This window comes from Mycobacterium sp. IDUB_21, assembly GCF_055419425.1.
Genome location: NZ_JBVAXQ010000016.1, coordinates 1 through 10,515, shown reverse-complemented (window position 1 = coordinate 10,515; position 10,515 = coordinate 1). Strand labels below are relative to the sequence as shown.

Here is a 10,515-nt window from a genome sequence, read left to right as displayed (position 1 = left end):
TGTGTCTGATGGCGCGGACCTGCATCGCCCGGCTCCGCCGTGCTCGCAGTCCTCGCTACGCTCGACGGCGTGGATGTCGACGCCTTCGTGCTGACCCACCGCCCCGCCTGGGATCGGCTGGAGGCGCTGGTGAAAAACCGTCGCCGGCTCAGCGGCGCCGAAGTCGACGAACTCGTGGACCTCTACCAGCGGGTCTCCACCCACCTGTCGGTGGTGCGTTCGTCGTCGACGGACTCGGCGCTCATCGGGCGGCTTTCCACCCTGGTGGCGCGGTCGCGTGCTGCGGTCACCGGCGCGCACGCCCCACTGCTCTCGGAGTTCGTGCGCTTCTGGACGGTGTCGTTTCCGGTGGTCGCCTACCGGGCCTGGCGGTGGTGGCTGAGCACCGCCGTCGTCTTCCTGGCGGTCGCGGTGGTCATCGCCTGCTGGGTGGCCGGCGATCCCGACGTGCAGGCAGTGATCGGCACACCCGCGGATATCGACCGGCTGGTCAACCACGAGTTCGCCTCGTACTACAGCGATCATCCGGCCGGGTCCTTCGCCCTGCAGGTCTGGGTGAACAACTCGTGGGTGGCCGCGCGCGCCATCGCGTTCTCGGTGTTGCTGGGGCTACCGATCCCGGCACTGCTGTTGGCCAACGCCGCCAATCTCGGCGTGTCCCTCGGGTTGATGTTCCACGCCGGCAGGGGCGGGTTCATGCTCGGCCTGCTCGCCCCGCACGGTCTGCTGGAGCTGACTGCGGTGTTTCTGGCCGGTGCGGTGGGCATGCGGCTGGGCTGGATGGTGATCGCCCCGGGTGACCGGCCGCGCGGACAGGTGCTCGCCGAGCAGGGCCGCGCCGTCGTGGCGGTCGCGGTGGGGCTGGTGGGGGTGCTTGCGGTGTCCGGCCTGTTGGAGGCGATGGTGACCCCGTCGTCATTGCCGACATGGCTGCGGATCGGCATCGGGGTGGTGGCCGAGGCGGCGTTTCTGGCCTACGTGGTGCACTTCGGGCGCAAGGCCGTTGCCGCCGACGAGACCGGCGACATCGCGGATGCCCCCGACGTCGTCCCCACCGGCTAGAGCCCTGGCATTCTCCGCACGCCCCCGACCGCGATCAGAGCTGTCCGGCGGCCTTCATCGCCAGATAGGCGTCGGCCAGCGCCGGCGCCAGCTCGTCGGGCGGGGCGTCGACGACCTGCACGCCGCTGCGCCGCAACCGGGCCGCCACCGCCCGCCGGTCATTGCGGGAGCGTTCGGCGGCGCCCGCGTCGTACACCGCGGCCGCGTCGGTGCGTCCGTGAGCCAGGCTTTCCACCCGGGGATCGGCGACCGCGGCCAGGATCACCTGGTGTTCGGCGGTCAGTTTCGGAAGAACCGGCAGCAACCCTTCCTCCAGAGCGGAGGCGTTGAGATCGGTGAGCAGCACCACCAGGTTGCCGCGGCGCGCTCGCCGGGACAAGGTGGCCAGCATTGCCGCAGCGTCGGATTCGACCAGAGCCGGTTGAAGCGGCGCCATCGCGTCGACCAGCTGCGCGAACAGCCGGGTGCGCGACGCGCCGAACACACCGGCCCTGCTCACCTGGTCGTGGGCGAGCAGATCTACGTGGTCACCGGCGCGTAACGCCAACGCCGCCAACAACAGTGCGGCATCCATCGACCAGTCCAGCCGGGGCCAACCCGCGGGGTCGCGAGCGGTCGGGTCGACCCCGATCCGGCCTGCCGAAGTACGGCCGGTGTCGAGCACGATGACGACCCGCCGGTCCCGTTCCGGCCGCCAGGTCCGCACCACCACGTCGGAGCGCCGGGCGGTGGCCCGCCAGTCGATCGAGCGCACGTCATCGCCGGCGACGTATTCGCGCAGCGAGTCGAACTCGCTGCCCTGACCGCGGACCAGCGCCGGCAGGTTCCCGTCGATCTCTCGGAGCCGGGCCAACCGGGCCGGCAGGTGCCGGCGGGACAGGAACGGCGGCAGCACCCGCACTTGCCCGGGCACCGGCCGGGACCGCTGTCGCCCAGCCAGTCCCAGCGGGCCGACCGAGCGCACGCTGACGCCGGCGGCGCGCTGGTCGCCGCGGCGAATCGGCCGCAGCTCGGTGAGCACCCGGTCCTCCCGGCCGGCCGGCAGGTCGAGTGGGTGGGCGCGCGGCGAGGCGCAGGCACTGGGCGGCCAGGCGTCGCGCAACTGCCCGCGGAACCGGCTGCCGCCGTTGATGATCGACAGGGTGGTCACCACCGACTGGCCGAGTCGAACCGCGCTGTCCATGGAACGGGTCATCTGCAGCCCGGCCGGATCGGCTGCCAACGCGATGTCGATCACCACCGCGGCGCCCAGCCCGACAAGCAGCACGACGAACGCCGTCGCCGGCCAGGGGGCCAGCGTGACGGGCAGGGCGCAGATCAGTGCGACCAGCGCGGCGCGACCGGTCAGGATCACCAGCGCGGCACCGGAACCGAGGCCAGGATGCCGTCGAGCACACCGTCGGCGCTGGCGCCTTCGAGCTCAGCCTCCGGGCGCAGCATCACCCGGTGTCGCAGCGTTGACCGGGCCATCGCCTTGACGTCGTCGGGCGTCACGTAGTTGCGCCCGGAGAGCCACGCCCAGGACCGCGACGTGGCCAGCAAGGCGGTCGCTCCGCGCGGCGAGACGCCCAACTGCAGGGCCGGGGAGTGCCGGGTCGCCGTGACTACGTCGACGATGTAGCCCAGCACCTGCTCGGCGACCAGCACCTGTCGCACCGCGGCGCGCCCCGCCGCCAGATCCTCGGCGCCGGCCACCTGCGCGACCGCGGACAGGTCGTGCGGGTCGAAGCCCTGAGCATGCCGGGACAAGATGTCGATCTCGGCGTTGCGCCCCGGCAGTGGGACGTTCAGCTTGAGCAGGAACCGGTCGAGTTGTGCCTCCGGCAACCGGTAGGTGCCCTCGTACTCGATCGGGTTGGCGGTGGCCGCAACGATGAACGGGTCGGGCAGCGGTTTGGCCGCGCCGTCGACGCTGACCTGGCCCTCCTCCATGGCTTCCAGCAGCGCCGCTTGAGTTTTCGGTGGGGTGCGGTTGATCTCGTCGGCCAGCAACAGGTTGGTGAAGACCGGTCCGGGCCGGAACACGAACTGTGCGGTGTTGGTGTCGTAGACCAGCGAGCCGGTGATGTCGCCGGGCATCAGGTCGGGGGTGAACTGAATCCGCTTGAAATCCAGCCGCAATGCTGCGCTGAGCGTCCGGACCAGAAGCGTCTTCGCGACGCCCGGAACACCTTCGAGCAGCACGTGGCCTCGGCACAGCAGGGCGATCACCAGGCCGCTGACCACGGCGTCCTGGCCGACCACCACCTTGGCGACCTCGGTGCGCAACGCCAGCAGCGCCTCGCGTGCCGCCGCGGCCGCCGGATTGGGTGGGGGAGTCTGTGTCACGAGTGGGTGACCTGCCTTTCGATGTCGTCGAGTGTGTTGGCAAGATCGACCAGGGCGTCGTCGGAATTCGGTGGTGCCCCGAACAGTAAGTGCCCCAACCAGTCCGGTGGCGCTCCAGTACGTTGAGCCGCTGCCGCGACCAACGCCGGTGGATCCGGAGCCGGACCCAGTCCCAGCCGCGGAGCGAGCCGGCGCAGGGTTGCGGTGCGTAGCGCGGCGCCGGCGCGGTCGCGGGCCCGGTGGGACCGGTAGAGCCGGCCGAGACCCTCGACGGTCTCCGAGGCGCGCACCACGACGGGCAGTGGCTCGGCGACCAGCGGGCCGAGTCGGCGCCCCTTCCACAGTGCGGCCAGCGTCAGCGCCACGCACAGCTGCCAGACCAACCAGGTCACGTTCTTCGGGATCAGGTCGAGAAGTGTTGCGCTGCCGGCCGTTGCACCTTCGATGTGTTGGGGCGCATACCAGATCAGGCGCTCCCGGAAGCCGGCCAGGTTCATCGCCAGCGCGGCGTTGCCTTCGCGGGCCAGCTCGGTGTTCGTCATGAAGGACGCGCTACCGATCACCGTGATGGTCCGATCCTCGCTGCGATAGCGGACCAGTGCGCCGTCGTAGCAGCTGTGTACCGACTGGCCGCGCGCCGCGGCATAAGTCGCGGCAGTGCCCAGGTCGACCGTCCCGGCTCGTTCGGCCTCGCGCAGGCTGCAGCCGGGTGCCTGGGTGAACGCACGCACCGGGCCGGTCCGGATATCGGGTGTCAGGGCTTTGCGTGCCCGGGCGTCGGGCGCCACCAGCAGCAGGTCGCCGGGCAGGCGGGTCAGCCGGTTCAACAGTTCCCCAGCCTCCGGGCCGGCGATGCGCCGGGTCTCGGCCACCAGTACCAGCGAATCCGGTCTCGCCTCGCGTGTGACGTCGTCGATGGTGTCGGCGACCACCACCTCGACGCCGCGGTCACGCAGCAGCGTCATCAGGGCGTGGGTGCCCTCCGGGCCGGTGGCGTTCGGATCCATCCGGCCACCCGGCCGGGGGCTGGTCAGGTAGGCGCCGACCGCCGAAACGGTCACGATCACCACCAGAGCCGCGCTGACCCACAGCCAAGTCCGGCGCGTGGCCGTCACCGGTACTGCCGCTGTCGCGTCGCGGAGCACACCTGCTCGTCCAGGCCGGCGACGATCCGATACCCGTCCGGTGTGGCCGGCAGCTCGCCGTAGCTGACATCGTTGAACGTCTCGGCGGCCTGACGCAATTCGCCCGCCAGGCCGGACAGCACCGCACCGGCGTCGCGGGCCAGCTCGGTCGCGGTGCGCGCCGGGACGGGCTGGAGCACCCCGGTTTCCTCGAGTTCGCGTGCCACCGCCCTCAATCGGTGCCGGATCGCTTCGGCCCAATCTCCCGAATCCGCGCAGCGCTGCGCGGTCGCGCGGTGCTCTGCGGCGCGTAGCTGCGTCGTGCCGAACAGCGGCCGGCCGCCGTCACGGTCGCGCAGCATGCGCCGGCCGACTTCGATGGCGGCCACCACCGCCGCCACGAGCACGATCACCAGCACACTGATGGTGAACCACCCACCCGGCAGCTCCGCGCCCTTGAGTATCAGCCGCCGAACCAGCGTCTCGATGAAGTCGATGAACTGCTGCTTCGGTGACGGCCGTGGGTAGATCGGTTTGGCCAGTTCACGTTCGGCGGCCTCGCGGGCAGCTTCGCGGTCGATGTCGACGGTGGGCACCGGGGCGTCCTCACCCCGGTGGCCGGGTCAGCCACAGGTGGTCGGTGGACCCGCCGCCGTACGGACCGCTCGTTACGCCGGTCCGCAGCACCAGGTCGAACGCCTCGGCGCGGATACGGCGATCGGTGTACAGCAGCACCGCGACGCCGGCGGTGAAGGGCAGCACGATGATCTGGCCGATCGTCGCACCGATCCGGGAGAACAGGCCCAGCTGCGTCGAACCGATCAGGCCCTCCGCGCCGTGGGTGACCGCCATCCCGATGATGTTGAACGGAAACGCCACCGCGCTGCTGATCAGGGACACGATCAGAGCCGTCAGCATCATGATGCCCAGCACTCGCCAGAAGCTGTTGCGCACCAGGGCGAACGACCTCCGCATGGCCTCGATCACCGGTTGACGCTCGAGCACGATCACCGTCGGCGCGAACACCAGCACCGCGTAGCCGTAGCCCAGCACCGCGATCAATGCCAGCACCAGCGGCAGGCCGACCAACATGGCGGCCCCGGGGCCTCCCGCTCCGCCGGCAAGAGCGATGACGAACGCGGCGAAGCCGCACAACACCGCCGCTGCCAGCCCGATCAGGGCGGTGAGGCCGATCAGCGCCGCAAAACGGGTGCGGACGATCGCCCACGCCTCACCGACGGTGATGGGCGAGCCGAACACCGACCGCCCGACGACGGCGGTCAGCATGCCGGTCAGCACGATGGTGCCCAGGGCGGTCACGATGCCCGCGCCGGCGAACCCGGTCAGCCATGCCGCCACGTCGCCCCCGGAGATTTCGCCGGCCGACGGTCCGCGATGTGCCGGCCCGACCGCGGCCAGCAGTCCGAACAGTGCGATCCCGCTGATGATCTGGGTGGCCACCACGACGATCGCGGTCAGCCCCAGCACGACTTTCGGGTTGGCCCGGATGTAGCCGACCGCACCGTTGTAGATGTCGGTCAGGCTGAGCGGGCGCAGCGGGATGACGCCCGGTTTGAGTTCGGGCTGCGGATATCCCGGCGGCGGCCCGTATCCCGGTGGCGGTGGGCCGTAACCCGGCGGCGGTCCGTATCCCGGTGGCGGTGGGCCGTAACCCGGCGGCGGCCCGTAACCCGGCGGTGGTGGCCCGTATCCGGGCGGCGGGCCGTAACCGGGCGGGGGAAAACCAGGGCCGGGGTAGCCGGGCGGCGGCGGATTCACCATGTGGCTGAGCGTAGCGTTATGTCCCATGGCGGAACTCAAATCTCAGTTGCGGGCGGACCTGACCGAAGCGATGAAGGCGCAGGAAAAGCTGCGTACCGCAACCCTGCGAATGTTGCTGGCCGCGATCCAGGCCGAAGAGGTCTCCGGCAAGCAGGCCCGCGAGTTGACCGACGAGGATGTGCTCAAAGTACTGGCCCGCGAAGCCCGCAAGCGTGCTGAGTCGGCCGAGATCTACACCGAGAACGGTCGCGGTGAACTCGCCGCTCAAGAGCACGCCGAGGCTCGCATCATCGACGCGTACCTGCCCGAACCGCTCAGTGAGGCCGAACTGGGCGACGTCGTGGACACCGCGCTGGCGCAGGTTGCCGAGGAGATCGGGGAGCGGCCGCACATGAAGCACATGGGCTTGGTGATGAAGGCCGCCACGGCGATCGCCGCGGGCAAGGCCGACGGTTCCCGGCTGTCGGCCGCCGTCAAGGACCGCCTTTAGGCGATGAGGTCGGCGCTGATCGAGGACTACGCGCTGCTCGGTGACCTGCACACCGCGGCGCTGCTGGGCCGCGACGGCAGCATCGACTGGCTGTGCCTGCCCAGGTTCGACTCCCCGGCCTGTTTCGCCGCGCTGCTGCATGACGAGTCCGCTGGCTACTGGCGCATCGCCCCGGCCGGCGGCGGGCCGGCCACCCGGCGCGGCTACCGCGGCGAGACGCTGATCGTCGACAGCGAATGGGACACCCCGGGCGGCACGGTGCGGGTCACCGACTTCATGCCGCCGCGCGGCAAGTCCGCCGACCTCGTCCGGATCGTCGAGGGCGTGTCCGGGCGGGTCTCGATGCGAATGGACCTGACGATCCGGTTCGACTACGGCAACGTGGTGCCCTGGATGCGCCGCAGCGACTACGGGCTGATAGCGGTCGCCGGCCCGGACACGGTCTGCCTGTCCAGCCCGGTCACCATGCGGGGCGAAAACATGACTACCGTCGCGGAATTCGAGGTGTCCGCCGGCGAGCAGGTGCCGTTCGTACTGACCCACACGCCGTCGCACCTACTGCCCGAGGCTGCCCGATCCGAAGCCGCGCATGCGCTGGGGAAGACCGAGTCGTTCTGGCAGAACTGGATCGAGCAGTGCCAATACCAAGGCCAGTGGGCCGACGCGGTACGGCGCGCGTTGATCACCCTCAAGGCGCTCACCTACGCCCCCACCGGCGGGATCGTCGCCGCAGCCACCACATCACTGCCGGAATGCATTGGCGGCGTGCGGAATTGGGATTATCGATACTGCTGGTTGCGGGACGCCACCTTCACTTTGCAGGCGCTGCTGGGCACCGGCTACGTCGCCGAAGCCAAAGCCTGGCGGGAATGGCTGGTGCGCGCGGTGGCCGGTGACCCGGCCAAGCTGCAGATCATGTACGGCCTGGACGGCACCCGCCGACTGCCCGAGCAAACGCTGGATTGGCTGTCGGGCTACGAGGGTTCGAAACCGGTGCGGACCGGCAACGAGGCCGCGGGGCAGTTCCAGCTGGACGTGTGGGGTGAGGTCCTCGACGGACTGAACCTGGCGCTGGATTCCGGGCTGGAGTGCGAGGACACCGCCTGGGATATTCAATGCGCCCTGCTGGACTTCCTCGAGGGCCACTGGGACTCTCCCGACGCCAGCCTGTGGGAAGTCCGTGGCCCGCAACGGCATTTCGTGCATTCGAAGGTGATGGCCTGGGCCGGGGTGGACCGGGCGGTGCATGCGGTGCAGAACCATGGCCGGGAAGGCCCGGTCCAGAAGTGGCGGGCACTGGCGGATGCCATCCACGCCGACGTCTGTGAGCATGGCTTCGACGCCGAGCGTGGCACGTTCACCCAGTCCTACGGTTCGGCCGGGCTGGATTCGGCGCTGCTGCTGATTCCCCGGGTGGGGTTTCTGCCGTGGGACGACCCTCGGGTGGTGGGAACCGTCGATGCGGTGCAGCGCGAGTTGTCCAGCGACGGCTTCCTGAAGCGGTACCAAACACAGGGAGGCGCCGACGAGGGTTCGGTGGACGGCCTGCCCGGCACCGAGGGTGCGTTTCTGGTGTGCACATTCTGGCTGGCCGATGCGCTGCACGGCATCGGCCGTCGCGACGAGGCCCGCGCGCTGTTCGAGCGACTGTTGGGCCTGCGCAACGATGTCGGGTTGCTCAGCGAGGAATACGACACGGAGGCCGGTCGCCAGGTCGGCAATTTTCCCCAGGCGTTTTCGATGGTGGGCCTGGTCAACACCGCCCGGGGGCTCAGCGGCGAGTCGATGCGGACCAAGCCCGGCGCGACCAGTTGATGCAGGAGCGTCGTGCCGACGTAATGCACGGCAAACTCCTAGCCGGGTCTTGCGGGCCCGGCTAACATCACCGGGTGGGTGCAAGGTCGCGTGACGTTCGGAAACCGACCCTGCTCACGGCTGCGCTCGCGGTGGCCGGAGTGGTGTTCGCCGGCCCGGCACCGGCCAACCCGACGGCCGGAATGGAAGTCGGCGACGACAGCAGCGTCTGCACCGCCGGTTTCGTGACCCAGGACCGCTTCGGCGACTACTACCTGTTGACCAGCGGGCACTGCGACTCCGGGGACGGCTCGGAGTGGACCGACGCCGGTGCGGCTCCGCTGGGCTCGATCTTCGCCAGCGAGAACAACGGCGACGACCGCGATGCGGCCATCATCCGGCTGCGCCCGGGTACGCCCACGCCCAACGGGGGCGTCGACGGGCGCTACCACATCCGAGATGTGCTGCGGCCCGACCAGATCCAGGTCGGCATGCCGTTCTGCAAGGTGGGCTCGCAGACCGGCGAGACCTGCGGCGTCGTCACGGATATCGCGGGCAACGTGGTGGTGACCAACCTGTTCAGCATCGAGGGCGACAGTGGCAGTCCGGGTTTCGTGACCAACCCGGACGGCACCATCAGCGCCGCGGGAATCCTGACGGGCGGACCCGAAGGCGACGACAACACCACCTACTTCGTGATGGTCGAGCCGATACTGCGCGAGTGGCGGCTGCACATTCTGAATTGAGGCCCTATTCGAGTGAGCCACAGTAAATCCGGTTACCCGCGACTATGGTGGACGAGAGTCATAACCCCGTTATGAGCGACCAGACGGCAAGAAATGAGACGGCAATGAGCCGATTACTGCGGCGCTGGGCCACGATGTCCGTGTTTGCCCTTGCCGCGACATCTGTGTCGCTGATCGGACTCGCGTCACCCGCCATCAGCCGGGCTGACCCCGCAGATGGCTGCGGCTACGGCATGTACTTCAACACAGAGACAAATCAATGCGAGCCCGGGGGCGTGGACCCGCATCCGATCATCGGTCCCGCCGGACCGATCGGCGTCGGCGTCGGCGGACCCGTCGGACCCGGTGGCGTTGTCGGCCCGGTTGGCCCCGGCCCGGTCGGCCCCGGCCCGATCGGACCCAACCGGCGCTAGACACCCGCCCAGAGACAGAAAAAGGCCCTGACCAGAGTTGCTGGTCAGGGCCTGTGATCTGCAACAACCTCAGTCGGGGTGACAGGATTTGAACCTGCGACCTCTTCGTCCCGAACGAAGCCACCTGGGGTTTTGATGACGTTGGGTATGTTGGCCCGCGTAAGTTTTCCCAGGTCAGCTGCATTGGGTGGGTTGGCGCGCGCAGGCGTCGCGAAAATCTACTGCGGACTGCCTGCGGACTGGGGCACCTTGGTGGTCGAGGCCGCTTCTGATCTACCGAGAGCGGGAACCTTGAAATCAGGATGTCAGTTTTCAAGGTTGAGGCGCTAACCTTGAAATTGCACTCCTGGAATTCAAGCTTGGCGAGTTGAGGTGGATCCGATGGATATCGAGGCGCTTCGTAACAGCCCGATCGGACGGTTGGTGCCAATCGGGGGTCATGACCCCCGACTAGGTGAGGCGTACGAATACGTCGCCTACGTGCCGGACCCCCTTCCTGCGGACCTCAAACTGGAAGCTCAGACCTATGCCGCGGTGATCGACGCCGCGGCGGCGATGGCACGTGCCGACCAAGCGTCTTCATTGCTGCCGAACCCGAGCCTGCTCGCTCGGCCGGCCACTCGTCGGGAAGCGGTAAGTACCTCCGCGCTGGAGGGCACCTACGCGTTCTTGGCGGACGTTTTCGAAGCAGACTTTCTCGAATGTCAATGGACAGCTGAAACTGCCCGTGGGCGGACAGGAGAACTGCCCGTTGGTGGCCAATAAGAACTGCCCAG

Annotated in this window: 10 protein-coding genes; 5 read left to right on the top strand and 5 right to left on the bottom strand. The window is 69.0% G+C overall.

Annotated elements, in window-relative coordinates; genetic code table 11:
* Window positions 1–69: 69 nt before the first annotated feature.
* Window positions 70–1,062 carry a stage II sporulation protein M gene (locus tag ACZYY4_RS20055; RefSeq protein ID WP_463811803.1) on the top strand — a complete coding sequence of 331 codons (993 nt, stop codon included), beginning with the start codon at window positions 70–72 and terminating at the stop codon, window positions 1,060–1,062.
* A gap of 34 nt (window positions 1,063–1,096) precedes the next feature.
* On the opposite strand, the gene ACZYY4_RS20050 is transcribed toward ACZYY4_RS20055, so the two are convergent.
* Genes ACZYY4_RS20050 through ACZYY4_RS20030 form a run of 5 tightly spaced genes read right to left on the bottom strand, consistent with a single transcriptional unit; the run spans window position 1,097 to window position 6,293 of the window.
* The gene (locus tag ACZYY4_RS20050; protein ID WP_463811802.1) at window positions 1,097–2,416 is read right to left on the bottom strand and encodes a DUF58 domain-containing protein; all 1,320 of its coding nucleotides are present in this window, start codon (window positions 2,414–2,416) and stop codon (window positions 1,097–1,099) included.
* Complete coding sequence (locus ACZYY4_RS20045) at window positions 2,413–3,390, bottom strand: AAA family ATPase (RefSeq protein ID WP_463811801.1); 978 nt, start codon at window positions 3,388–3,390, stop codon at window positions 2,413–2,415. The genes ACZYY4_RS20050 and ACZYY4_RS20045 overlap by 4 nt, the downstream gene beginning before the upstream one ends.
* Window positions 3,387–4,505 (bottom strand): DUF4350 domain-containing protein, encoded by a 1,119-nt coding sequence (locus ACZYY4_RS20040; RefSeq protein WP_463811800.1) that lies wholly within the window; start codon window positions 4,503–4,505, stop codon window positions 3,387–3,389. The genes ACZYY4_RS20045 and ACZYY4_RS20040 overlap by 4 nt, the downstream gene beginning before the upstream one ends.
* The gene (locus tag ACZYY4_RS20035) at window positions 4,502–5,110 is read right to left on the bottom strand and encodes a DUF4129 domain-containing protein (protein WP_463811799.1); all 609 of its coding nucleotides are present in this window, start codon (window positions 5,108–5,110) and stop codon (window positions 4,502–4,504) included. The genes ACZYY4_RS20040 and ACZYY4_RS20035 overlap by 4 nt, the downstream gene beginning before the upstream one ends.
* A 10-nt stretch (window positions 5,111–5,120) precedes the next feature.
* The gene (locus tag ACZYY4_RS20030; RefSeq protein ID WP_463811893.1) at window positions 5,121–6,293 is read right to left on the bottom strand and encodes a DUF7847 domain-containing protein; all 1,173 of its coding nucleotides are present in this window, start codon (window positions 6,291–6,293) and stop codon (window positions 5,121–5,123) included.
* A 28-nt stretch (window positions 6,294–6,321) separates the two neighbouring features.
* On the opposite strand from ACZYY4_RS20030, the gene ACZYY4_RS20025 reads away from it, so the two are divergent.
* The 4 genes from ACZYY4_RS20025 (at window position 6,322) to ACZYY4_RS20010 (ending at window position 10,504) form a co-directional block, all read left to right on the top strand.
* Window positions 6,322–6,786 (top strand): GatB/YqeY domain-containing protein, encoded by a 465-nt coding sequence (locus tag ACZYY4_RS20025; RefSeq protein ID WP_463811798.1) that lies wholly within the window; start codon window positions 6,322–6,324, stop codon window positions 6,784–6,786.
* Window positions 6,787–6,789: 3 nt separating this feature from the next.
* Window positions 6,790–8,601: a glycoside hydrolase family 15 protein gene (locus ACZYY4_RS20020; RefSeq protein ID WP_463811797.1), complete on the top strand. Its 1,812-nt coding sequence runs from the start codon at window positions 6,790–6,792 to the stop codon at window positions 8,599–8,601.
* Window positions 8,602–8,675: 74 nt separating this feature from the next.
* Window positions 8,676–9,326, top strand: coding sequence for a S1 family peptidase (locus ACZYY4_RS20015; RefSeq protein WP_463811796.1), 651 nt, complete (start codon window positions 8,676–8,678; stop codon window positions 9,324–9,326).
* Window positions 9,327–10,120: 794 nt separating this feature from the next.
* The gene (locus tag ACZYY4_RS20010; protein WP_463811795.1) at window positions 10,121–10,504 is read left to right on the top strand and encodes a Fic/DOC family N-terminal domain-containing protein; all 384 of its coding nucleotides are present in this window, start codon (window positions 10,121–10,123) and stop codon (window positions 10,502–10,504) included.
* Window positions 10,505–10,515 lie beyond the last annotated feature (11 nt).

What these genes read in the sequence shown, in the direction of transcription:
- ACZYY4_RS20010 (WP_463811795.1), top strand. Translation starts at nt 10,121, where the DNA reads ATGGATATCGAGGCGCTTCGTAACAGCCCGATCGGACGGTTGGTGCCA.
- ACZYY4_RS20025 (WP_463811798.1), top strand. Translation starts at nt 6,322, where the DNA reads ATGGCGGAACTCAAATCTCAGTTGCGGGCGGACCTGACCGAAGCGATG.
- ACZYY4_RS20020 (WP_463811797.1), top strand. Translation starts at nt 6,790, where the DNA reads ATGAGGTCGGCGCTGATCGAGGACTACGCGCTGCTCGGTGACCTGCAC.